Consider the following 22,557-nt stretch of genomic DNA (forward strand, 5'->3'; position numbering starts at 1 on the left):
GGTGTTGATTAGCGCTATGGACGATTTGATACGGAAGGCCGAAAAGCGCGAAGAATTACCGCCTTTCATGGTTGAAATCCGGACCCGCCCGGACGGGCAGATTGCGCGGAAACTACTGGAAAGAAGCATCGGCTCCTCGCTCTGGTTCATGCGCCTGGACAGCAAGGTTGAGGTCGGACAACTACCGATTGACTTGCGTGACTTTCGGGCCAAACGCACTCTGAAAGCGAGTGTGCGTTTGCGGCTGGCCATTCCCAAACCGGGTGAGACAGCGGTAGAGGCCTTGGCGAGCTCGCCCTCTCTACCCACCGAATGTGTCCGCGGTTGGGTCAAGGATGTGATGCAGGCGCAGGTCGATGCCTTGGGCCCTGAGGATCTGGCGCTTTGGATGACGCTGAACAGCGGGAAGCTCGAAGATGACATCTGCAAGGCGCTCAAGGAAAAAGGTTTCCTTGCTGAGGTGCAGGTCGAAACCGGAGACCTGCCAGACACAACGCGCGAGGTAAAGACAGGAACTTTCAACGTGCGCCCACGCGATGTGGACTGGGCGCTGCCGGTGTCCGTCGGCATCAGGCTTGATCACGCGGGGAAAGCTGAAGTTAAACCGCCCGCGAATGAGACCGCGTGGATTAGCGAAATCCGTGAAGTCGTACGCGATTATGTGGAGCGCCACGAGACGCTCGACAGTGTCCGTGAGACCGAAGCTTTCGCGGACCGCCTCAGACAGCATCTCGACGGCGCCTGCCTGCGTTTTGGCTGGAAAATCGATCGTATGGAGCTGACAAGCGATCTATCGCAGTTCCAAGAGACGCTCATTGACACGTTTCCTTCGGAATGGCGCTCACACAGTGGTCGTGTTTTTGCATTCCGCACCAAAGTCGAACTGTCTATCGCTGCAAATGGGGCCAAGCGTTACGTGCAAGCCGAGTTACCCAGTTTGCGCAGTTGGACAGAAAAAAATCTCAAAACCTGTTTTGATAAGATTCTATTCGAACGCGATACCGATGACCTGAATCCCGATAACTTCGATTCCGTCAGCTCGAAGTTGCGCGACTGCCTGTCTCGCCGTGCTGAGGAGAAAGGCCTGAAGGTTGGTATTGTCCTGGTCGAACCTACGATTCCGGAATGGCGATACCTGACAAAACGCGAGTTTGAAGTTGATCAGATGCGTTTTGGCACCACTAATCCTGACCATGATGCAGTGTTTTCCATGGTCATTCAGGGCAAATTCCCGACTGTCGGACCTGCCTTTCAAGCCGGAAGTGACAAAAAGCCCATACCTCAACAGATCAAAGACACCGGGGTTGAAGCGGCAAAACTGGTGATGCAGGGGATCGAACTGGAGGATTACATTTCCCACTTCGAAGCGCTCGATAACCGAGTCATGCATAACACCGAGCGCAGTGAACCCGTCAAAGCCGAATTGGAGCGCGAGATTTCCGCCCGGCTTCTGAGCCATTTGGGGTTTGTCGTCAGCCGCGTTCAAGTAACTAAAATTGACCCGGAGATCCGCGAAAAGCAGGCTCAGCTATTGCGCGAGGGCCCGCGGGAATTCGTGGTTGATGTTCTGCCTGATGCTCCGGGCATCGACGATCTGTCACCGGGATTGCGGCCCAAGGAAGCACTGGTACCGTTCACGCTGAAGGCGGAACTAAGGCCGCCCGACCGGCAGTATGTGGTCAATCTGGCCCTGCGGGAACTCGACCCGGACAGACTCTGGGGTCAGATTGAGGGATGGGTACTTGCAGCGCTTGATGGCCGCAGTCACGAAGGGTTGCGCTGCAACGATCTTGAGAGCCATTCCAGCTTGATCCGTTTGCTCAACGATGAAGTCGGCGCTCTCCTGCTCGCACGCGGCGTTGGAATCGATTTTCTGAGCATTGAGCGCGGCAACAGTGAGGTTGAGCAAGGCGTCATTGACGAAAAGATTACCCAACCTTTGACCAATCAGAGACACCAAAAAGCGCTCGACGATCTCAGGCGAGAACATGAGTTGGAATACGAACGAAGCCACCTTACCGGCGAACGTATCCACCTTGAAGATTTGCAGGCAGCAAGAACCAAGGCCGTCGAAAACGAGGCCCAAAGCCTATCAGAGGTTGAACGCGCTATGGCGGAATCGCGGCGCGCACAACGAAACAACCGCCCCCAAGGCGAGATCGGTCATGACCCCAAGACCGAAGACACAGCGGCGGATGGCACAGACGACGCCCGCAAGAACCGCTGGTCCAAGAAGTAGGTGCGCCATGACATATAGTGATCGGGTCCGTGGCCTCGCGGACAGCGTCTTGCCGCTTATTCTAACTGTTTTTCGCCGCGATCTCGGTGAAGGCAAGATTTATTTTCTCGTGGCTGCTGCCTTAACAACGCTGCTGCCTTTCTTATTCGTCATTCAGGCCCCGCGTGAGTTTTGGTATCTAGGCAAAGGTGCTTTTTTTGTATCGTTGGCTATTTTTCTCGTTTTTACACTGCTTTCGCTGTACTTGGCAGCGGTGACTCTGGTTAAATTCGCGGCTGAGTATCGCTACGCAATCGCGATTTTCAGGCTGGTGCGCGATGACCTGCAAACGCTTGACGGCGATGATGAAGCGCTGGGTTCCGACGACGTTCGACCTCCTCGCTATGTGCCAGCGGAAGCGCGCAATTCGATCTGCGCCAAACTGGTGGTAAAATATTACGACACCGCGCGCGCCTTGCGATCCGACGACGGGATCGCCAAACAGGTGATAGAAGCCGAACTTGCGGGGCACCGCGGTAACTTGCGCCCTCTGTCCGGCTTTGCCCTGCGCATCGGCATCCTGTTGACGTTCTTCGGCCTGTTGTTCGGGCTTGCACCGGTGGGGGCGGCACTTGACGAAAAGGACATTACCAATATTCCAATAGGCCAATTGCTGAGCGGTCTCACAGTGTCCTTTGCGTCGTCAATTGCTGGATTAGCGGCAGCGCTGGTCATCGGGATCATGGGTTTGGCGATTGAGAACGCTTTCCAGAAACTACGCGGAGCGATCGAGGATCTGGCTTTGGCGCTTCGGCAGTTATTTTCCCGCGTCCGTTTTGGAGGCGACCTTTCGCAGACAGTCGATCATCTGACATCGGAGATGCGTAACCACGCGCGTGAAATGGAAAGCCATGGGGTGCAGGTTGAGCGTACTGTCACCATCGCATCTGAGGCCTTCCGCGATCACACGACCGAAAGCGCTAGGATCATGCAGGCTGTTGCGCGCAGCACCGATGATCTTTCAGAGCTCAGCAACCGACATCGCGCGCAAATCGACCGAATTGCAGAAGCAACGAACAGCCTACATGGCTTCGAAGAAAAATGGGCAGACCACTTTCGGAAAATGTTGGAAGACAATGCCACGGTAGCCCGAGATCATGCCGCTGATCTTGCCAATTCCCTTGCGACCGATCTTGGTACGATACGCGAAGCCATGGTAGAGAGCATGGCCGAGGATCGTTCGCAGTTAAGCGACACCATTGTCGCGTTGTCAAAATCCAACACCCAAGTTGGCGCAACGCTTGACCAGCTGCAAGGTGAATCCCTAGCACGTGAAGCTGACCTGACGGCTGCGATTTCGGCCCTGACCCGCGAGCTGAAAACCATGGCCGCCAAAGACAAAGCGCCAAAAAGGAAGCGCAAAGGTGGTTGGGTTTGGGTTCTAATTCTGCTGGGGTTGACCGGCGCGGCACTATATGGCGGCTTCCCCTTGTATGCGCCGCTCATAGAAGAAATGGCACCGGGCCTGCTGGAGGAACTGGGTTTGCGGCTACAGACGCCTACCTGACCCGGCTACGCGCTTCGTTAACCGCTTTGCGAAAGCCATTCAGCAGCAGTTGATAACTGCATTGTCCGTCTTTCTCAAAGGTGGCGAGAATCTCGACACGACGTTCTTTTGGAAAACTCCGCCGCCAGAAGAGCCGCTGCGTCGAATCCACTTTGGAGTAAATGTTGTCGAAACTATCCAGATCCAGTGATCCTTGCAGAAAATTCTGCAGGGTCGCGGAACGGCTGCGCCCGTACCCTTCGATCGCAATACAGCGCATCGGCACCCCCAAAGATGCTAATTCATATGCAATGGTCAGGGCCCGTTCCGCAGAAAGCTGGAGGTTGTTGTCGAAACCACGGCGAATACCCCGCGCCATGCGCTCGGGCGACGCGTGGCCCGCAACGCGTACAACATTGGTTTTCTGTAGCGCGATATTGTTCAACAGCCCCGGCAGCAGCCGGTACATTTCGATCCGACCTCGGGGCGTCAGATTTGCCTTACCTTGCTCGAATACTTCGAGATCGCTGCTGTCGTTCAAATTAACGGCAATGCGCCTTTCTTGCAGCCGAAGCTGCTCGTTGGCTGCATCCAGCAGTTGCTGCAATTGAGCTATCCGTGAGTCAAACGCCGAAAGTTGCGCGTTCGCGTCCTCCAGGAGTGCTGCGTTTTCGGACTGTTGTCGCTCCAAAGCGCGTTTAAGATTGTCCACCTCGCTGGTGGATTGTTGCCCGGCATTGGAAGCTGATTCTTTGTTTAGTACTTCCACCGCCAATTTTTGCGCCAACAGTTTGTTTTCCTCAACAAGCTTATTGGTGCGCTTGGTCTGTCCGTTCAGCGCGCGTTCTTTTTGAGCAAGCGAGGCTAGCGCTGTATTCAAACTCCGGCCAAGCTCATCCAACCGCTTGGTCAACTCGCCCTCTCTGCGACTAAGAAAATCTGACTGTTTGCCCAAATCAATCGCGGCGTTTGCGGAAGCGGTAATCTCTGCACGCAACGAATCAACTTCGGATTGTGCCAGATCGCGAGCAATGCCTGCCGCCCGGGCATCATCGCGCGCCGCATTCGCTTCTGCCTGACTTCGCGCCAGATCGTTTTCTACCTCAACAATACGCCCTTCCAATATGTCCTGCGAACTTTGGAATTCCTGATACTCTTCGGCTGGAATGCTCACGATATTTGCGCTTCCTAGCGCTTGTGAAGCAACTTCGGCTTTGCGCTCAATAGCCAAGAGCGTGAGGATAACCACCACAAAAGCCAGAAGCGAAATCACCAGATCCATGCCCGGGCCCATCTCGATATCTGCTGAATCCGTATTATCCATAACGCCCCCACCGCTCTACGTGTTGACTTTGAACAATCATCGTCAAATTAGAAAGAACTTTGCGAGGCTTTCTGAACCGGGGCTTGCAAAATGGCGGGTTAAATGGCGAGCAGGTCAACGGGCACCTGTTTGCACTTCGAGCTTAGGTGCGACGGTAGACCCATGCGAAATGGAACGAGCCAGCAAAGTTGTTCTCGGGGAAAATCTATGAAAACCTGCTGCGAAGATCAAATCTGACAGAGAACGCCAATTCCGAGCGCTCGCTCATTTGAAAACAGTTTGTGAAATAGCTTGCTCCAACCGGCTTTCATTCTTGCTGCGTTGGAGGCTGGATAGCTGATCATCCAGAAGTTCATCAGCTGCCATCACTTTTCCAAATGCCTGTCTAACTTGTCGAACATGTTGCTCCTTTTCTGCCAGAACCAATGCCAGCTGCATGTTCAAAGATATTTTTGCTTTTTCCAACCAAGCATTCCATATCACGTCAGCGCCAATAGCCCTCATCTGGAGCTCTCCATTCTTTTCGGAGGCGCGCTTTTGTTCGCTTAACTTGATTAATTCATTTCGCAGTGTGTTTTCTCGGGTCAGCAAAGACCGAAAGGCTTGCTGCCTGACCTGGTACCTGGCGTCGACCAGTTTCCGTAACTGTTCCAATTCAGCAATTTTCAAAACGGACGCGCCTTGGCTTTTTGACGCATTGTTTCTGCGAATCTTATGGCAGCTGCAACCGCACGATAGTGATCCGGTGCGATTTGATCGCCTATTTCGGTGGTTGCGTGAAGGGCACGGGCAGTCGGAGGGTCACTGTGAATGGGTACGTTGTTTTCCGCAGCGATTTCTCTTATCCGCAAGGCTATCTCGTCGACGCCTTTTGCAACACATTCTGGTGCCTGACCCGGCTTTCGATCCCACTTCAATGCGACCGCAAAATGCGTTGGGTTCACAATAATCACATCAGCAGTCGGCACATCCGCCATCATTTGTGCCCCTGCGATGGATTGCGCGCGTTGTCGGCGTTCCTGCTTCATGTGCGGATCGCCTTCGCTGTTTTTGGTTTCATCCATGATTTCTTTTCGTGACATCATGTTTTTTCTTAGATGCTCGAAGTGCTGCCATGTCGCATCAATGACACCGATTATTCCGGAGACAACGACCACGACGAGAAGGAAGGAAAGACAGATTTCGGCAAGGAGAACGATAACGATCCGTGGGTTGGTCTGTAGGACCGAAACCATTTCTTCCAATCTTGAGTTGATGAAGATTGCCAGGCACGCAGAGTAAATCAGCAGTTTCGCAAAACTGATTACAAATTGGAAAAGACCAGTTCGCCCAAACTTGTTTTTTGCATTTGAGATGATGGAGATCTTGGACAGTTTGGGCGCAATTTTATTAGGCGCGAAAACAATCCCTTTGAGCGCAATGAGGCACAATAAAACTGCCAATGCAGGTAACAAGAAAATGGGTGCCAGAGAGCTTATGACGCTTCTTAGTAGCCCTTGAGTGGGCGCTGCCGCAGTTCCTTCAAAAAAGAGCGGCGCAAGTTGAGCAGATTGATCGATCAGGACCATCAAGGAAGACCCCAATTGTATCAAACCGCTGCTGCCTGCCGATACAAAGGCAAGTAACAAGCCCGCGTAGGCGGCAGCTGTCAACACTTCTGTTGAGCGTGCGATCTCGCCTTTTTTTCGCGCCTCAAGGAGTTTTTGAGGCGTTGCATCATATGTCTTGTCACTTTGGTCGGCTTGCTCGCTCATGGGAGTGGACCAAAGGGGTTGCTCAGGAATTCATCCATGACGCCCACCCAAACAGACAGGATGAGCGGCGACGCCACGAGAAGCAGAAACAGGCCGCCCGCGGTGATAACTGGTGCGCCAACAAAAGCCACCATGAGTTGCGGCATCGCTTTATTTATAGCGCCAAGCGCGACGTTATACAGAACCGACAGAATGATGAAAGGAGCGGCAAGGGTGAAGGCAAGAGTAAAGGCCCGTGCGACATGAGCAGCGCCCCACTCGGAAAGGACTGATCCGTCCGTAAACTTTCCCATCGGCATGAAGTCATAGGACAGGATGATCATTTCCGCCGCCTTAACGTGCAAACCCGTCATCACGGCCAAGGCCAACCCGCCAATGATAAGCACGTATCCCATTGCAGGCATCGGGTCCACGCCCGCACCGCCAAAAACCTGCGAGAGCGATGTCGAGTGTGCGGCGATCGTACCAGCGGTCTGAAGTGCCAAGACAAATAATCTGATGCCGATACCGAGTGCCAACCCGGCCAGTATCTCCGGCAGCATCACCAGTACGAAATTACCCAGGTCGACAGGTGTTTGTATGGGTGCAATGGCTGGGGCCACTGCCACGGTGAAGGCCAAGGCGACGATTAGTTTAACGCGGGCAGGGACAGATTGCTCTCCGAATGCTGGTAACAACGACGCCAAAGCCGCTACCCTTAGGAAAACCAAAAAACCATGCCATAGCGCATCGTTCAAAATTGGCATCAGTTCCGCCAGTGCAGTCATGCAGCAACAACACCGACTAATGCAGGGCGGGCATCCAAACCAATCTCCTCAAAGGAGAGAACAGGATTGGAAATACCTTTTGCGCGCATGACAGTCCGCAAGAATCTTCTTCTTCGAGTGTTCGTGACTATTGCTGCGTTGATCCCATCTTGGCTTGCCGAGAGCAGTTTTTCCGAAACGTTTTCAGCGAGTTGATTGAAGAGATCTGGCGGCAGAGCGATGTCGAGTCCGCGATCTGCCTCGACCTGATAGGTATTAAATGTTTCTTCCCACTCTGGAGCAAGTTGAACAAGTGGTAAGGTTCCATCCTCTCTTTTGAGCTCAGCAACAAGCTGAAAGCCCAGTCGCTGCCGGACATGTTCACAAATCGCCTCAGGCTGCGCGTTTTGTGCCCGTGCTTCGGCCGTTGCCTCCAAGATCAAGGGAAGGTTTCTGATTGAGACCTGTTCATCGACCAAGAGTCGCAGCACGGCGTGCAATACATCAACCGGCACTTTGTCCGGGATCATCTCATCGAGTAGTTTGCGATTTGCTTCGGCACGGATGGGATCTGAAATGTTTACCATTTCTGACAGCAGTCGGCGCAAGGATTTGAGCGATAACAATCTTGAGAAGTTGCGCTTCACAGTTTCTAATAGATGCGTAGCCAGAATTTCGGCAGGTGTAACCAGCGTGAGCCCGTCAAGAGCGGCTTGTTCTTGATCCCGGTTGTTTATCCATCTCGCAGGTGCGCCGTATACTGGTTCGGTCGTGTCAGTACCATTGGGCGCAGTGGTCGAACCATCTGGAACGAGCGCGAGTATTTGGTCTGGGTTAATTTCGGCACGCGCTTGTTCAACGCCCTGGATTCGCAACACATAGGTTCCGACTGGCAATGCTGCATTATCGGTCAGCCGGATCTCCGGCAGAATAAGACCAAAAACTGAAGCAACATGCGTACGCATGTTCGAGATACGCGCATCTAGCCCCGTTCCAGGATCAAGAACCATGTTTACTAAATCTGGCGCGAATTCGACGTGAATGTCATCCAGTTCCAAAATATCTCCGAGTGGTTTGTCTTTGGGCAATGCCTCTTCGGTGGGACCGGTTTCTGACAATTGCGGTGAGGCCTTAGCTTGTCGGTGCAGCCAATATGCGGCTGTGCCCAGACAGGCGCCGCCAAATATGAATGGTGCAAAAGGCAGTCCGGGGAACAACGCAAACAGGATCATTAGAGCGGCCACAGTTGCGATCGCAGAGGGGTGTTTCCCAAGTTGGCTGAAGACAGCGAGATCGGTGGCACCCTGGGCGCCGCCCCGAGCAAGCAACAGAGCGGATGCTATCGAGATCACAACTGCAGGGATTTGGGATACGAGCCCATCCCCAACAGTCAGAATTGAATATGTTTCGAATGCCTGACCGATAGGCATGCCATGGACGGCAACACCCATCACCAATCCCGCAACGAGATTCAGCAGCGTAATGAGCAAACCTGCTACCGCGTCGCCTTTCACAAATTTTGACGCGCCATCCAAAGATCCGAAGAAGGTGGTTTCTTGTTGTTCTCTTTCGCGTCTCTCGCGTGCTTCTGTATGCGTTATCGCCCCCGCTGCCATATCGCTATCGATGGCGAGTTGTTTTCCTGGCATTCCGTCCAGCGCAAACCGCGCACCGACTTCCGCCATTCGTGTCGCGCCCTTGGTGATTACCATGAAGTTAACGATCAGAAGTACGCAGAATACGACAAGACCCAAGAAGACGCTGCCGCCCATGACGAATTGAGCGAAGCCTTCAATGACATCACCTGCTGCATCTGTCCCGGTATGGCCCTGGCCAATAATCAACTTGGTCGATGAAACATTTAACGACAGCCTTAACATCAGTGATGCTAGCAAAATTGTAGGGAAAGCTGAAAAATCAAGCGGCCGTTCTATGAAAAGAGTGACAGTAAATATCAGTATTGCCAACGCAAAAGATGCTGCAAGCCCTACGTCCAACACCCACGCCGGCATGGGCAAAATCATCATTACGATGATGGCCATGAGAGCTACCGCTAGGAGGATAGTGGGGTTAAACAGAGCTTTGTCAAACAGGTTTTTCACAATCCGCTACCTTTAGTTCCACGCCGAAGGAGCGACCGGCCTGACGTTGCGCTCAGAGGAACAAGAGATCCTCGCAAAGGTTTATGATTAGTTTTTCGCAATAGGGGGAATTGATTTTGTTGAGATGGCAATAAACCCGCGTCGACAGTTTGAAGGCCCGGTTCGCCCAAGCCCGAGAGCACCCTTGAAAACCTCCGTTGATAACGTGTTGCGTGCTCTTGCGTTCGCGAATGGTATGCTCCCGCAGCCGACACCCAATCACCTTTCTCAGCAAAGAGATCAGACAAAAATTTGGCGGCATATTGAGCATTTCTGACGGGGTCGAACATTTCCGAGATCGAGGCGAATGCGTCGCCATGCCATCGATAATTCAGTTGGAAGCATCCAATATCGATATTTTCTTTTCCAGAAGAGAGGTGTTTCCGAGTGAAATCTACGACTGCGACCTCGGTCGTTAGCCAAAGCCCCTTTCCCTCGACATTAATTGCCCATGGCCAAGGCTCAAAGCGGCCATTTGTTGTTCGCCCTGTCTCGGTTCTACTGATCGCACGAAGTATCTCTAATGGAACGCCAGCTTCTTCGGCGGCTATGGCTGCTGCTTGGTCGCATAAGTTATCTTCTGCAGAATGCGCTGGCGCGTTTAGGCACACTAAACTGAGCACAACCAACAAACGCGAATATGACAGATGCTTGAACTGCTCAACAATTGACATTCTGATCCCTCAAAGCCGCATTCTGCGGATTTCATTTAGGGTAGCTATTCAAAGTTTATTTTTAGTAACTGACAGATGAATCAGCTAATTTTCCAAAATCATTTAATTCGCGACAGAAAACTCATTTAACAAATTTGCCAAAGTTCCACGTGCTAAGGCACTTTGCTTCAAAGCTGTTCCAGTAACAGCCAGCATTCTGTTGCCACTTGGAATCTCAGCGACCGTTTCGTTAGCCAGAGCGCCAACTTCAGATAACTCTGGAGCGTGTGTCGGCGCAAGATCAACCCAATCATCGGATAGCCAAGTTGAACGCGATGCGGATTCTAAGTCATTTGCTGAAAGAAACAGCGTGGCTGCAGTACGACTGTCCCCAAGCGACAAATATGCTTCCGCTCGGATTCTGTTCGCGTCCTGCCCAGTGATATCTCCGAGCGAAACGAGGGCATCATTTGGGTGACCAAGGGCTAACTGAATTTGCGCTAGCAGCAGCGAAGTCTCAGGATTGTGATTGTCCGAAATCCCGTTTGCTAAAACGCGCTCAGCTTCCCGAAAGAACCCAAGGTCATGTAGCCTGGAAGCCGTCGCCACTATTGTTTTTGGATCAAGCTCTTGAGGCTGCGGCGGGAATCGAGAAAACAGGTTCTCCAAAAAGATAATGTCATCGCTAGAGCGCGCCAACTCATGAAAAACGTGGGACTGAAGTTCCGCAATCAACTGATTGTCAGCGACTATTTCCGGACTCTGCATGGCGAGGAATGCCTTTTCGAATTGGCCTGATTTCGCTGACGCAATCGTGTGAGCTCGAAGCAGTTCCGTCCCAATGTCGCTATCGCGAAGTTCGAAATTAAACGATTCTATTAGCAAAGCTACATCTGCCGATATTGGGCTATCTTCCTCCACTGAGCTATTGACCAACTCGATCAGCGCCTCAGGTGTCTCTTGAGTATTGGATCGGATGACGCCCTCTAAGAGTTCGTTTGCTGTAGCATTGTTTCCAAGTTCAGTTTCAATTTTAGCCTTTGCTAACTCGGATTGTTTTGTGGGCGCCGCACTACCCAATTGCACACTTCTCAATGCAATCGATGCAGCTTCTAAGTCGCCGTAACGCGTCAGTCTTTTACTCACGATAGGAGCGAGAAACGCCCTGAGGTGGAACGGGAGCTTTGAGAGTGCACGAAGTGCTGCCTTTTCGTTCAGTATCTGATCTACGGGCACATCTTTTGCTGCCATCAAGGCCCAAAGCGCCAGATCGGAATCGCAGTCGAGGTATCGGTGAGCGAAGCGGGGATTTCTAGCATGGCCAAACTCCATTATATCGGCGAGGTCGAGTAACTCTGGGTAGTCGGCTTCTAAACCTTCGGCCAGTCGGAGAACTTGTTTGGCTTCAACGCCGAAGCCAAAGTAAAGGTACAATCGAGCAAGTTGAAGAGCTTGATCAGTGTTAAGCTTGTCAAGTTCGTTATAGAGCGCCGTACGTTGAGCTGCGATTTGTAGGTAAAATGCTTCGTCATTTCCCCAATCTGAAATTGCTAGTTTTTTAGGATCCCCACAGGTTGCTCCTGAAGTCATTAAATCGATATCGGAATCGCTCTCAGGAACATCACGGCTGTTGGTAACTCTCATATTCCCCGGACTCGGCGTTGCCGCTTCTGTTATCTGTTCCGATGAATCAAAAATGACCTCTTGTTCATCGCTATTTCTGACGAGGTCTCCCAAATTTGGGGTCGCGGGCTGCAGAATGCCTCGCGATGCCGCATTACTTACTCCAACCAAAAGCTGGCTTCGGGTTTCCTCGATCAGAGCTTGCTGCCGTTTGTCTTCGTCATTTGTAGGCGGCGAACTTGAAAGTCGAGGTGTAATCGTATCAATTTCCGAGCTGTTTTGAGCTCCTACATTCGACTCCGGAGCGGACCACAGCAAGTCTCCAAAATTGAACGCAGTTCTGGGTATCGCTTGAACACGACGGGGTGTAGCGGAAGGGAGTTCTTCCGGAAGTGCGGGCCCGTCCAGAATATCGATGACCAGAAAATCCCCTTGGTCAATGAATGTATTCAGCTCGCACAGGCAGGAAAGTTCTAAATCCAGTCGTGAAGGAGAGGCCCTTATTTCCGTCAGGAAGTCCCGGGAGATTACATCGAATGCTTGGCTTGTGTCGAAGCCGTCGGAATGTCCCGAAAACAATATCGATTGTTGACCTGCTGCACCTTCCAGCTGCCAGTCGACCGATTGTGGAAGTTGCATTACAAGACGCGTAAATCCTTCATGATCTCCAGAGCGGACGACAATTGGTTCGGCTACTGCTACAGTTGCGGTACCAACCAACAAGCTGGCCAACAGTATCTTCATGCGGCACCCTGTTTTACAGACTTCAGCGCTTCCTCCAGTTCGGAGAAGCTGGGACGACAGTGTGAAGGAGTGTTTTGGCGACCAACTTCGATGCAGATATTAGTTGCATGTGCATGAAGATTGGCGACGAGGACTTCACGGATCAATTGATAGAAATGACCATCGTCTTCCGTTACTGTTTTCACTTTTGCGGCAAATGGCCCGACCAAACCATAAGCTAAAAATACACCAAGAAATGTACCTACTAGCGCCCCGCCGATCAGCTTTCCCAAGACTTCCGGTGGTTGATCGATCGATGCCATCGTTTTGATGATGCCCAAGACGGCCGCAACGATACCTAGCGCGGGCAATCCGTCTGCCACTGTTTGCAAGGCATGGCTTGAATGCATCGCGTGATGCATGTTGGCTTCCATTCGCTTTTCAAGAACTTCTTCGACCTGGTGCGGATCGTCATAGTTCATCGAAGCGGATCGCATTGTGTCACAAATCAATGCGATTGCCTCGCGGTCCTTCAAGATTTTTGGATACTTGGAAAAAATCGATGAATCATCGGGTGCCTCAATATGCTCTTCGATTGCGACTGGATTCTGACGCGCAAGGCGAATGAGTTCAAACAGCAAGCACAAAAGGTCGCGATAGTCTTCGTGTGCCCATTTGGGTCCCTTGAACACTCTTCCCATGTCACGAGCCGTTTGCTTGATGGCGGACATGTCGTTGCTGATCAGAAAAGCACCAATCGCCGCGCCACCAATCATCGTGAGCTCGAAGGGCAATGCTTTAAAAATAATGCCCATTTTGCCGCCAGCGGCTAGGTAGCCGCCGAACACCATGACAAAAATGGTGATAATGCCGATGATTCCAATCATGTCATTCCCCAGTCCAGAGTACTGTTGCACCATCGCAAATGGAGGTTAAGAAAGCCTCAGCAAGACCTAACCTTTTGGAACATCGGCATTGCGACCGGCTAAAATCACACTGATCGAGTAGGCGGCTTGCGGCGAAAGCCCCGCCATGATTCCGGCGGCGGCATCAGGCCTCATGCGACCGAGAAACCCGGCTGCAAATGCAGGTTCCATTTCTTCGAAAAGCGGTGCCGCATCTTTGGGCTTCATGTTCTCGTAAACGGACGTCAGCCGCGCCAAGTCGTCTTCAGCGGCTGTATTCGCAAGCGCTAACAAACCCTTCAATGTCTCTTCGGCATCTTGCAAAACGGTCAGGCGGCGTTCGATTTCTTCATCTGCAACCGCTAGAGCTTTCATTCTCATATCGATTTGAATTTCGCGCTCACTGATGCGCTGTTCGCGTTCCTGAAATGCTCTGAGCATATTGGACATGTCGGCTTTTTCCGCTTTGGTCAGAGACGGCGTATTGTTTTTGGTCTCAGCCATTTCCTCAGCTGGTGCCATGGGATTTTCGGTAGCGATCGCTTGGCCCGCTCCCGAACTGACCCGAAGAGCAGCAGACGCGATTAAAAGACCGGCGATGAGCAAAATTGACCCGCGACCGTTTCGGCCGCCGAAAGACAAATTAATCATCACTGATGTGCCTCCGCTCCTCGATGCCGAACAAACATCGGTTCATTGCTTGATTGCTGCGATGGGGCTTCGCTGGGTGCGATCGGCGCACTTGTTTGGCCAGCGGTTGGGATATCATGCAAGGACGCCATTTGAAGCTCTAGCTGACGCGACATCTCTTCTGCTCTTTGGGTAAGATCGGTAAGCGTTTGAGCTGACGTCGAGGCAGTGGCCTGAGCCGCAGATAGGGTCTTGGTTAAATCATCGACCTGCGCCGAAAGCACCGCCACCGCACCGCCAACACCTTTTTCAAGGTCGTTGAAACGGTTGAGGCGTCGCCCGAGGACGAAACAATAAATTCCGGCGCCAATAGCGCCTGCTGCCAACAAAATGTCTGCAATTAGGTCCATTTCACCCTCCTTAATTCAACACGAATTCCATGATCAGTACGTCGTTTACGCGGTCTGGTCCGGCAACTACTTGAACGCGGCGCAGCATTTGCGCCCTCAGTCGCGTCAGTGAGGAAGGGTTTTCGAGGTCCTTTAACTCAAGTGCGCGTAGGTAGCTGTTCAATACATCGACGACACGGGGCAAGATGGCTTCAACATCGTCGACATGTTCGCTTGGTACCTCAAGCGATGCCCTGAACCTTAAATGTTGTTGTACGCTGCGACTGGGAAGCGATATCGTGATAGGATCGATCGTTACAAAGGCGACTTCCGGAAGGGCATCCGGTTCTTTCGCCTCTTCCGCATGTTCATCCACCGATTCGCCGCTAAGGATCATGCCAGACCATGTGGCGAAAAACCCGCCACCGCCGCCTGCCAGAAGCAGAACGAGCCCAATAATCAAAGGCATTTTCGATGATTTTGTTTCAGTTGCCGGTTCGTCGGCCGTCGCATCTGCCATATTATTTCCGTTTGCGGTTACGAAAATCGTTATAGACGCGATTGCACTAACCGATTGTTAAGCCAGATCGTTCATTGCTGTTGTCATCGCTAAACAGAACGTTTGGCTTGACGGAGGCGAATGTGCAGCAACTACTAAATGCCTGGACGGGGATGAATATACGCCGTCAAATAATTGTTGTCGTGGCAACTGGCGCAATGTTCTTCGCGATCCTGGCAATGTCGAGAATGGCATCAGCGCCGACCATGACACTTTTGTATGCAGGGTTGGAGAACGGTGCGGCAGGAGACGTTGTTCGCGCATTGGAACAGCGTGGCGCTGAATTCGAGGTCCGCGGGGGATCAATTTTCGTCGATGCGCAGCAACGTGACCAGTTGCGTATGACGCTGGCAAGTGAAGGTCTTCCTGCCAATTCCAGCAGTGGTTATGAACTTCTCGACACGCTTTCCGGATTTGGCACAACGTCACAAATGTTTGACGCGGCCTATTGGCGCGCAAAGGAAGGGGAGCTCGCAAGAACCATCGTTTCGAGCCCTCATATCGGGATGGCGCGCGTCCATATTGCCAGCACCGGATCAAATCCCTTTCAACGAGGTGTGACACCCAAGGCGTCCGTTGCCGTGACATCCACTGGAGCCACAATTACCGCTCAGCAAGCGAAGGCTATTCGCTTCCTTGTGTCCTCTGCGGTCGCAGGCCTGGCTTCAGAAGACGTTGCTGTTATCGACGCAAATGGGACACTTGTTGGTACGGCGGAAGATGTCGTTCCTGCCAATGGTGGCGATGACAAAGCCCAATTGTTGCGAGACAAGGTTCAACGCCTGCTGGAGGCGCGCGTAGGTTTTGGCAATGCAGTTGTCGAAGTCAGCGTCGACACTGTGACCGAAAGCGAAGCCATTCGGGAGAGGACATTTGATCCTGAAAGCCGTGTTGCGATCAGCACAGACACTGAGGAGCGGAGCAATACCTCCAATGAAGCGGGGGGCGGAAACGTAACGGTCGCTTCGAACCTACCTGATGAAGAAGGTGCTGGTGGTGAAAACTCATCCTCCCAAAACAGTGAGTCCCGCGAACGCGTCAACTACGAAGTTTCTGAAACTGAGCGGGAAATCGTTCGCGTTCCGGGTGCAATCAAGAGGCTGACCGTCGCGGTTTTGGTAAATGAAGCGACGATAGCGGGCGATGATGGGTCCCAAACGTTTGCTCCACGCGAAGAGAGTGAGTTGAATGCGCTCAAAGATTTGGTTGCCTCAGCTGTCGGGTTTGATGAATCCAGAGGGGATATCATCACCATTAAATCGATGGCACTCCAAAATGTGCCGCCCGTCGGGACAGAAGCGGGAACGTCTCTTTTGGATGGGTTCCACATCGATTTGATGTCGACCATTCAGATGGCGGTGTTGGCGCTGGTTACACTAATATTGGGTCTATTTGTTGTGCGACCGCTTTTGATGAAGCCAGCTGAACCGGCGAGTTCAAATGTGCCGGCGTTGCCAGCAGGCACTGACGCATCATCAGACGAAGCAGGGTTAACCGGAGAAGTTACATCCGAGGATTTCGATTTGCCTGAGTTGCCGATCATTTCCGGGTTTGGGGGCGAAGGTGGTGAGCTGCCAGAATTACCAATGGGGGGTGGGCTTTCGGAGGATCCGGTAGATCGCCTTCGCGCAATGATCGGCGAACGGCAGGAAGAAACCGTCGAAATTCTGCGGAGCTGGTTGGAAGATAAAGAGGAGAGTGTCTGATGTCCCTATCACACAGATACCGCAATCTTGGTGGTTCGAAGGCTGATAAGGAGGCGTCGGGTGACGTCAGCATTGAAGGTTTGGAAGATGAAAAGCTTGCCGCCTTTGAAAAAGGATATCAGGCTGGGTGGGATGATGCCGTAAAGGCGCAATCAGATACCGTCGCCAAGATCAGTGCGGATTTTGGTCAAAACCTCCAGGACATGACCTTCACATACCAAGAGGCGCTTTCAAAGCTTACAGTTTCAATCGAGCCGATAATGGCAGAGATCATCGACAAGCTGCTGCCAGAAGTTGTGAAAAATGCACTTGGCGCCCACATCATCGAGCAGACATGCCAGATGATCAAAGAAAATGCCGAGCAGCCTGTAGAGATCGTGGTCGCGCCCGCCAACGTCGAAACCGTTCGGGAGTTGGCGCAGGGAAAGATTTCTGCCCCATTCGAGTTGATTTCAGAAGCCACGCTGGGTGAAGGGCAGGCTTTTGTCCGCATTGGGTCCGCCGAGCAGAGTGTAGACCTTGATGCGGTTGTTTCGGGTATTTCAGAAGCGATGACCGCGTTTTTCCATGAAGCTGAGCAGGAGAATAAAGATGGATGAAGCTAGTGTTTCCCGGAGTTCGGCCTTGGATTCTTCAAATCCTTTTACCTCTGTCCCGATTGAGGTCAGCGTGTGTGTCGGGAAGGCTCGGCCGCTCATAAGAGAGCTTGTCGCACTTGGAGAAAACGCCGTACTTGCGCTCGATAGATCAGTTGAAGATCCCGTCGAGCTTTATGTTGGCGACAGGCTGATCGCACGGGGCCTCCTTGAAGAACAGGAAGGTGATCAGAATGGTCAGTTGATTGTCAGATTGACTGAAGTCGTTGACCTTCAAGCAGGTATGTAATTTTTTGTTCTGGCATCGCTGGCAACTTGCAGCTGTTCTCCTCGTCCTCATAGTATTTCCGTGGGAGGCGAACGCGCAGGAACTATCCATTTCTCTGGGAGAGGATGGTTCGCTAAGCGCGCGCACGATCCAGCTATTCGCGCTTATAACGGTCTTGAGTCTTGCGCCTGGGCTCGCAATAATGGTGACCTGCTTTCCCTTCATCGTGACCGTTCTTTCAATTCTGCGCCAGGCAATTGGACTGCAACAATCCCCGCCAAATATGCTTATCGTCAGCCTGGCTCTGTTCCTGACCTATTTCGTGATGGAACCGGTTTTCGTTGCAGCATGGACAGATGGTATTGTTCCATTGAACAATGAGGAAATAGAAATTGAGGTCGCATTTCAGCGCGTGCTGGCACCATTTCGCGTATTTATGGCCAGTCGGTTGGACCCTGAAACCTATTTTGCCATGGCAGAGCTTCGTCCAGATACAATTGGTACCTCGCCAACCCCGGATGCGCCTCTTTCAGTTTTGGTGCCAAGTTTCCTATTGTCGGAAGTATCCCGCGCATTTCAGATTGGGTTTTTGATATTCCTGCCCTTTTTGATAATCGACCTGGTTGTTGCGGCCGTGTTGATGTCGATGGGCATGATGATGGTGCCCCCGGTAATTGTGTCGCTTCCGTTTAAACTGGCATTTTTTGTTATCGCCGACGGCTGGGGATTGATCGCAAGTAGCTTAGTGCGCAGCTACTTTTGAACTAAACGCAACGGACCAACCTAAGAAGCTGGCACCAAATCGCATCCGTTCACAGGCGACTTGATCTCCAGATTATCTACAGCGCTGCTCTTTGCATTTCCGCGTCAAAAACAAATGCTGCGTGATCATCGAAATCCAGTTCGATCTTCTCACCGACGTTCGTGCCGTTCTGACCGAAGAGGCGCACGGTCAGCGCTTCTTTTTCGTCCGTTGCGACCAGAAGATTGGTATCACCACCCAAACGCTCGACATGGGTGACGGCGCCTTTGATCCGCCCCTTTGGCACGATACGTAAATGCTCTGGCCGGATACCAAGCGTTCCGTTTACCGGGATCGCCAGCGGAGCTTTTTGTAGGAAGTTCATCGATGGTGATCCCAAAAATCCCGCAACGAACTGGTTTGCCGGATTGTTGTAAAGCTCCATCGGGCTTCCGACCTGTTCAACCCGGCCATCCCGCAACACCACGATTTTGTCGGCAAGCGTCATCGCTTCGGTCTGATCATGGGTAACATAGATCATCGACGCGCTGAGTGTACGATGCAACTCAGCGATCTCGATCCGTGTATTCATCCGCAATGCGGCATCAAGGTTCGACAGCGGTTCGTCGAATAGAAAGAGCTTGGGGTCTCGCACAATGGCCCGTCCAATCGCAACCCGCTGTCGTTGGCCACCTGACAGATCAGACGGGCGGCGGTCCACGTATGCCGCGAGATCGAGCATCTCCACGGCCTTCTCCACCCGTTCCTCAATGACGGATTTGGGCTGCTTTTCCTGCCGCAACCCCAGGGCCATGTTGTCGCGGACGCTGAGGTGCGGATAAAGCGCGTAGGACTGGAAGACCATCGCAATTCCGCGTTTGGCGGGTGGCACTGCGTTGACCACATCGCCGCCAATGTTGACGGTACCGCTGGAGGCATCCTCAAGCCCCGCGATAACGCGCAGCAAGGTTGATTTGCCACACCCCGACGGGCCGACAAACACCACGAACTCACCATCTTCAACGGTGAGGTTGATGTCCTTGAGAACCTCAATCTCCCCAAAGGATTTATGGACATTCGTGAGGGTCAGAGCGGTCATTTCAGATCTCCTAAATCGACTGGTGCGCCACGCCGGATGCTTTCATCGGCGGCAATACAGATGCGCAGGGATTGCAGGGCGTCGTTCATGTGACGCGTGAGGTCGGTGTTTTTGCTTATGGCATCGAGCATAAATGCCTGCTCGGCATCGCAAAGCGCCTGATGGCCGGGCTCGTCTGGCAGGTCTATCAGACTGTCGCCTTCGGGACGGTGCACCAGCAGGCCGCCGACAGAGGTGTGTCCGTCGATGTCGTCTGAGGCGCCCTTGTTGCCATCGGTGATGGACACGGAACCGTTGGGCGACACCACATCCTTCACGAAAAAGGCGGTTTCCGACATCATCGGTCCCCAACCGGCCTCGTACCAGCCCAGCGACCCATCGTCGAACCAGACCTGTAGCTGCCCGTAATTATACATGTCAGGCGCAATTTCATCCGACAGGCGCAGCCCCATGCCGCTGACGCGGAGCGGTTTGGCATCGGTGATCTGGCACATCACATCGACATAATGCACACCGCAATCCACCAGCGGAGAGGTGGCTTGCATCAGCGCTTTATGGGTTTCCCAGGTTGGTCCGTCCGATTGCTGGTTGAGGTTCATTCGAAAGACATATGGCCCACCCAATGCGCGGGCCTCGCTAATCAACCGTTGCCAACTGGGGTGATGACGGAGGATATACCCAACCACAAGTTTGCGGTTCAGGCGTTTGGCCGTAGCAACAACGCGTTCGGCATCTGCAACCGTCGTGGCCAGAGGTTTTTCGATGAAAACATCCGCGCCCGCTTCCATGGCCGCGATGGCGTAATCGGCATGGCTGTCCGAATAGGTTGCGATGCAGACCAGATCGGGATTTTGCGCCAGCCCTTCTTCAAATTGGGTGAAGCGGGAGTATCCCTGCAGCGGTTCGGGCAGCGCAACATCTGAACGATTGACCAGCCCGACAATCTGCGCCTCGGGGTGATTGTGATAGGCCAGCGCGTGGCTGCGCCCCATATTCCCAAGACCTGCGACAACAACTCTCATTTCACCGCTCCCGATGTGATGCCCCGGATCAACTGGCGGGAAAAGATGACATAGAGCGCCATGACCGGCAGGATCGCCAGAGACAGGGCCGACAGAACCGCATTCCAGTCAGTTACGAACTGACCAATGAACACCTGGCTGCCGAGCGTCAGCGTTTTGACCTCTTCGGCCGGGGCCAGGATCAGCGGGAACCACAGATCGTTCCAGATCGGGATCATGTTGAACACGGCTACAGTTGCCATCGCCGGGCGCACCAGCGGCAGAACCAGACGGAAAAAGATGCGGTATTCGCTAAGCCCGTCGATGCGGCCTGCATTTTTGAGATCATCGCTGACCTGACGCATGAATTCCGACAGGATAAAGACGGCAAGCGGCAATCCTTGGGCGGTGTAGACAAGGATCAGCGCCCAGAGCGTGTTGACCAACCCGGTCTGCACCATCATTTCGAGAATGGCGACGGTGCCGATGCGGATCGGGATCATGATTCCCAGCGCCAGATAAAGGCCCATGATCAGGTTGCCCTTGAAGCGATACTCTGCCAACGCAAAGGCGGCCATGGCGCCAAAGAGCAGGATGAAAAAAAGCGATCCCACGGTGACAATCATCGAGTTCTGGAAGTAGAGGAAGAAATCCCCCTGTTTCAGAACGGTCTCGTAACCGATCAACGAAAAACTGTCGCTGTTTGGCAGGGCCAGAGGTTCGCGAAAAATCGCCTTGCGGGTCTTGAAGCTGTTGATCACGATCACAAAGACCGGAAACAGAGCAATCAGCGTGTAGAGGATCAACGCGCCATGGGCGGCGTAGGTGTTGAAAGGGTTCTTGCGTGCGGCGTTCATGTCCGTTCTCCTCAGAACTGATAGCGACGCATGCGCGACTGGATACCGAAGAGGTACAGGCACACACCGACCAGGATGATGGCAAACATGGCGGACGCAATGGTCGAGCCCATGTGGGGGTCGCCAAGTTGCAGCTGGAACCCGAAGAACGTGCGGTACATGAAGGTGCCGAGGATATCAGTGCTGAAATCCGGGCCCGCCAATGCTCCTTGCGCTGCATAAATCAGGTCAAACGCGTTGAAGTTGGCTACAAACGTCAGGATCGAGATGATGCCGATCGAAGGCAGGATCAGCGGCAGTTTGATCTTCCAGAAAGCCGCCAGACCGGTGATCCCCTCAACTTCGGCAGCTTCGAGGATTTCTTCGGGAATGGACAGCAGCGCCGCGTAGATCAGCATCATCGGAATGCCCACAAACTGCCAGACGGAGACCAGCGACAAAGTTGTCAGCGCGTAGGCTTCCTTGCCCAACCAGGGGGCGTAGAGCGATTTCAGCCCGACCGCATCCAGCATGCCGGGTGCGATGCCCCAGATGGGTGACAGGATCAGCTTCCAGGCGAAGCCGACGATCACAAAGCTCAGGATGGTCGGGATGAAAATAGCGGAACGGTAGAAGCTTGCGAAACGCAGCTTTGGATGGCTGAGGATGGCTGCAAGCGCGATCCCTATGGGGTTCTGCACCAGCATGTGAATGACAAAAAACCAGAAATTATTGCCCAAGGCGTTCCAGAATTGGGTGGACCATACGGTATCACCAAAAAGCGTCCTGAAGTTCTGCAAGCCGACGTAGACGCGGGCTTGATCCACTTCGGTGAAAAGCGACAGGCGCAGGGTATTGAACAGCGGGTAAATCATCACCGCCGTGTAGACCAGCACAGCAGGCGCCAGAAACACGACGATATGCCATCTGAACTTTGGCTTTGAATGCGGATCAGACATGAGCGGTTCCTATTTTGCGACGCAGTTTCGGTATGCGCTTGCCGAGACCGTTGAAGTCTCAGCTTCAACAGACCGGGCAAGCGGGTGATTCAAAGGTGGTCATTATTTGGAGCCGGATGGTCTCCATTTGCTGCCCCGG

Annotated in this window: 21 protein-coding genes; 6 read left to right on the forward strand and 15 right to left on the reverse strand. The window is 52.9% G+C overall.

Annotated elements, in window-relative coordinates:
* Positions 1–16 precede the first annotated feature (16 nt).
* Positions 17–2,239 (forward strand): hypothetical protein, encoded by a 2,223-nt coding sequence (locus Q0802_RS20920; RefSeq protein WP_298921802.1) that lies wholly within the window; start codon positions 17–19, stop codon positions 2,237–2,239.
* A 7-nt stretch (positions 2,240–2,246) separates the two neighbouring features.
* Positions 2,247–3,785 carry a methyl-accepting chemotaxis protein gene (locus tag Q0802_RS20925; RefSeq protein ID WP_298921803.1) on the forward strand — a complete coding sequence of 513 codons (1,539 nt, stop codon included), beginning with the start codon at positions 2,247–2,249 and terminating at the stop codon, positions 3,783–3,785.
* Here Q0802_RS20925 and Q0802_RS20930 read toward each other — a convergent pair.
* The 11 genes from Q0802_RS20930 to Q0802_RS20980 form a co-directional block, all read right to left on the reverse strand.
* Positions 3,778–5,088 carry an OmpA family protein gene (locus tag Q0802_RS20930; RefSeq protein WP_298921804.1) on the reverse strand — a complete coding sequence of 437 codons (1,311 nt, stop codon included), beginning with the start codon at positions 5,086–5,088 and terminating at the stop codon, positions 3,778–3,780. The genes Q0802_RS20925 and Q0802_RS20930 overlap by 8 nt on opposite strands.
* 264 nt (positions 5,089–5,352) lie before the next feature.
* The gene (locus tag Q0802_RS20935) at positions 5,353–5,757 is read right to left on the reverse strand and encodes a hypothetical protein (protein ID WP_298921806.1); all 405 of its coding nucleotides are present in this window, start codon (positions 5,755–5,757) and stop codon (positions 5,353–5,355) included.
* Positions 5,754–6,842 (reverse strand): flagellar type III secretion system protein FlhB, encoded by a 1,089-nt coding sequence (locus tag Q0802_RS20940; protein ID WP_298921807.1) that lies wholly within the window; start codon positions 6,840–6,842, stop codon positions 5,754–5,756. The genes Q0802_RS20935 and Q0802_RS20940 overlap by 4 nt, the downstream gene beginning before the upstream one ends.
* Positions 6,839–7,609, reverse strand: coding sequence for a flagellar biosynthetic protein FliR (locus Q0802_RS20945; protein WP_298921809.1), 771 nt, complete (start codon positions 7,607–7,609; stop codon positions 6,839–6,841). Before Q0802_RS20945 ends, Q0802_RS20940 begins: the two co-directional genes overlap by 4 nt.
* The gene (gene flhA / locus Q0802_RS20950; RefSeq protein ID WP_298921810.1) at positions 7,606–9,690 is read right to left on the reverse strand and encodes a flagellar biosynthesis protein FlhA; all 2,085 of its coding nucleotides are present in this window, start codon (positions 9,688–9,690) and stop codon (positions 7,606–7,608) included. Before flhA ends, Q0802_RS20945 begins: the two co-directional genes overlap by 4 nt.
* Entirely contained in the window at positions 9,687–10,403 is a 717-nt protein-coding gene (locus tag Q0802_RS20955) for a transglycosylase SLT domain-containing protein (protein WP_298921811.1), read from the reverse strand. Before Q0802_RS20955 ends, flhA begins: the two co-directional genes overlap by 4 nt.
* Positions 10,404–10,505: 102 nt before the next feature.
* Positions 10,506–12,749, reverse strand: a complete 2,244-nt coding sequence (locus Q0802_RS20960) for a hypothetical protein (RefSeq protein WP_298921812.1) — start codon at positions 12,747–12,749, stop codon at positions 10,506–10,508.
* Positions 12,746–13,615: a flagellar motor stator protein MotA gene (gene motA / locus Q0802_RS20965; RefSeq protein WP_298921814.1), complete on the reverse strand. Its 870-nt coding sequence runs from the start codon at positions 13,613–13,615 to the stop codon at positions 12,746–12,748. Before motA ends, Q0802_RS20960 begins: the two co-directional genes overlap by 4 nt.
* Before the next feature lie 66 nt (positions 13,616–13,681).
* Positions 13,682–14,239 carry a hypothetical protein gene (locus Q0802_RS20970; RefSeq protein ID WP_366523346.1) on the reverse strand — a complete coding sequence of 186 codons (558 nt, stop codon included), beginning with the start codon at positions 14,237–14,239 and terminating at the stop codon, positions 13,682–13,684.
* Positions 14,240–14,283: 44 nt separating this feature from the next.
* On the reverse strand, positions 14,284–14,673 hold the full coding sequence (locus tag Q0802_RS20975) for a hypothetical protein (RefSeq protein WP_298921816.1): 390 nt from the start codon (positions 14,671–14,673) through the stop codon (positions 14,284–14,286).
* 10 nt (positions 14,674–14,683) lie between these two features.
* Positions 14,684–15,172, reverse strand: coding sequence for a flagellar basal body-associated FliL family protein (locus Q0802_RS20980; RefSeq protein ID WP_298921817.1), 489 nt, complete (start codon positions 15,170–15,172; stop codon positions 14,684–14,686).
* Between the two features lie 122 nt (positions 15,173–15,294).
* On the opposite strand from Q0802_RS20980, the gene fliF reads away from it, so the two are divergent.
* The 4 genes from fliF to fliP all read left to right on the forward strand — a co-directional run bounded on the left by fliF (position 15,295) and on the right by fliP (position 18,544).
* Positions 15,295–16,917: a flagellar basal-body MS-ring/collar protein FliF gene (gene fliF, locus Q0802_RS20985; protein ID WP_298921818.1), complete on the forward strand. Its 1,623-nt coding sequence runs from the start codon at positions 15,295–15,297 to the stop codon at positions 16,915–16,917.
* Between the two features lie 80 nt (positions 16,918–16,997).
* The gene (locus Q0802_RS20990; protein WP_298921819.1) at positions 16,998–17,516 is read left to right on the forward strand and encodes an ABC transporter ATP-binding protein; all 519 of its coding nucleotides are present in this window, start codon (positions 16,998–17,000) and stop codon (positions 17,514–17,516) included.
* Positions 17,509–17,802 (forward strand): FliM/FliN family flagellar motor C-terminal domain-containing protein, encoded by a 294-nt coding sequence (locus Q0802_RS20995; protein ID WP_298921820.1) that lies wholly within the window; start codon positions 17,509–17,511, stop codon positions 17,800–17,802. The genes Q0802_RS20990 and Q0802_RS20995 overlap by 8 nt, the downstream gene beginning before the upstream one ends.
* Before the next feature lie 49 nt (positions 17,803–17,851).
* Positions 17,852–18,544 carry a flagellar type III secretion system pore protein FliP gene (fliP, locus tag Q0802_RS21000; protein ID WP_298921877.1) on the forward strand — a complete coding sequence of 231 codons (693 nt, stop codon included), beginning with the start codon at positions 17,852–17,854 and terminating at the stop codon, positions 18,542–18,544.
* Between the two features lie 76 nt (positions 18,545–18,620).
* Here the strand turns inward: fliP and Q0802_RS21005 are convergent, their stop codons facing one another.
* The 4 genes from Q0802_RS21005 to Q0802_RS21020 are packed head-to-tail and all read right to left on the reverse strand — an operon-like array spanning position 18,621 to position 22,418.
* Positions 18,621–19,622: an ABC transporter ATP-binding protein gene (locus Q0802_RS21005; protein ID WP_298921821.1), complete on the reverse strand. Its 1,002-nt coding sequence runs from the start codon at positions 19,620–19,622 to the stop codon at positions 18,621–18,623.
* On the reverse strand, positions 19,619–20,644 hold the full coding sequence (locus Q0802_RS21010; RefSeq protein WP_298921822.1) for a Gfo/Idh/MocA family oxidoreductase: 1,026 nt from the start codon (positions 20,642–20,644) through the stop codon (positions 19,619–19,621). The genes Q0802_RS21005 and Q0802_RS21010 overlap by 4 nt, the downstream gene beginning before the upstream one ends.
* A complete protein-coding gene (locus tag Q0802_RS21015; RefSeq protein ID WP_298921823.1) occupies positions 20,641–21,480 on the reverse strand; it encodes a carbohydrate ABC transporter permease in 840 nt (279 codons plus the stop codon). The genes Q0802_RS21010 and Q0802_RS21015 overlap by 4 nt, the downstream gene beginning before the upstream one ends.
* A gap of 11 nt (positions 21,481–21,491) precedes the next feature.
* Entirely contained in the window at positions 21,492–22,418 is a 927-nt protein-coding gene (locus tag Q0802_RS21020) for a sugar ABC transporter permease (RefSeq protein ID WP_298921824.1), read from the reverse strand.
* Between the last annotated feature and the right edge of the window lie 139 nt (positions 22,419–22,557).

It is taken from the genome of uncultured Roseobacter sp. (assembly GCF_947495275.1).
Lineage (GTDB): Bacteria > Pseudomonadota > Alphaproteobacteria > Rhodobacterales > Rhodobacteraceae > Roseobacter.